A 1,081-nucleotide genomic window follows, 5' to 3' on the forward strand; every position below is an offset into this window, starting at 1 on the left:
CGATCAGGGTATAGACAGCGGCGGCACGATTGCCGCCAGCATCTGAACCGGCGAAGGTCCAATTTCGTCTTCCGACAGCCACACCGCGTAACGCTCGTTCGGCAGCGTTGTTCGAGAGGCAGATGCGGCCATCGTCCAGGAAGCGGGTGAACGCCGCCCAGCGGTTGAGCAGGTAGTTGATCGCCTTTGCAGTATCGTTGCCTGATGAGAGCAAGGTTCGCTGCTGGCGCATCCAGATTTCGAGATCGGCGACGATCGGCCTCGACTTATCACGACGTGCCGCAAGCCGCTGTTCCGGCGTTTTGCCGTTGATGGTGCGCTCGATCTCGAACAGGATATCGATGCGTCGCACGGCCTCGCTGGCAATCGGCGCCTCTCCAGATTTCGCCAGGTCGAAGAACTTTCTGCGGCCGTGGCTCCAACAGGCCGCTTCAAGGATCGGAGCTGGCTTCCTTTGGGCCTTGTAGAGCTGGTTATATCCATCGAAGGCATCGGCCTGCATGAGGCCCACATAGCCGGCAAGATGGCTTTGCGGATGTTCTCCAGCCCGGTTGCGTGAGTAGTAGAACAGGGCCGCCGGCGGATCCGTGCCGCCAAACGGCCGGTCATCGCGAACATAGGTCCAGATCCGGCCGGTAACCGTCTTAAGCTTGGCCAGCACCGGCACCGTCGTATCGTCGGCGTGGATGCGTTCCGCGCTCATGATATGGATCCGGATCGCCTCAATAATGGGATCGAGCGCCACCACGCAGGCGCCAATCCGATCCGCCAGGGTCGAGACATCTATCTCGACCCCTTCGCGGGCATACGTCTTGCTCTGCCGGTTCAATGGCTGATGCAGCAGGAACTTGTTGACCAGCACCATCGCCAGCAGGTTCGGCCCGGCAAAGCCTCGTGGGATCGGATGGGAGGGTGCCGGCGCTTCTGTGATCGCCTCGCAATCCCGGCAGGAGAACTTTTCGCGGACATGCTCGATAATCTTCCAGCGCCGCGGCTCGCATTCCAGGGTCTTCGAGACCACCTCGCCGAGCTTGTGCAGCCGCTCGCTGCCGCACTTACCACATGCGCAAGGCGCGGGTTC

General features: G+C 61.3%; 1 protein-coding gene. It reads right to left on the minus strand.

Going from position 1 to position 1,081, the window contains the following annotated elements; all coding sequences use genetic code 11:
- A partial coding sequence (tnpC, locus tag H8B02_RS47435) for an IS66 family transposase (protein WP_229172538.1) occupies positions 1 to 1,081 on the minus strand: 1,081 nt, incomplete at both ends.

Source organism: Bradyrhizobium altum, from assembly GCF_020889705.1.
In the GTDB taxonomy this organism is placed as follows: Bacteria; Pseudomonadota; Alphaproteobacteria; order Rhizobiales; family Xanthobacteraceae; genus Bradyrhizobium; species Bradyrhizobium altum.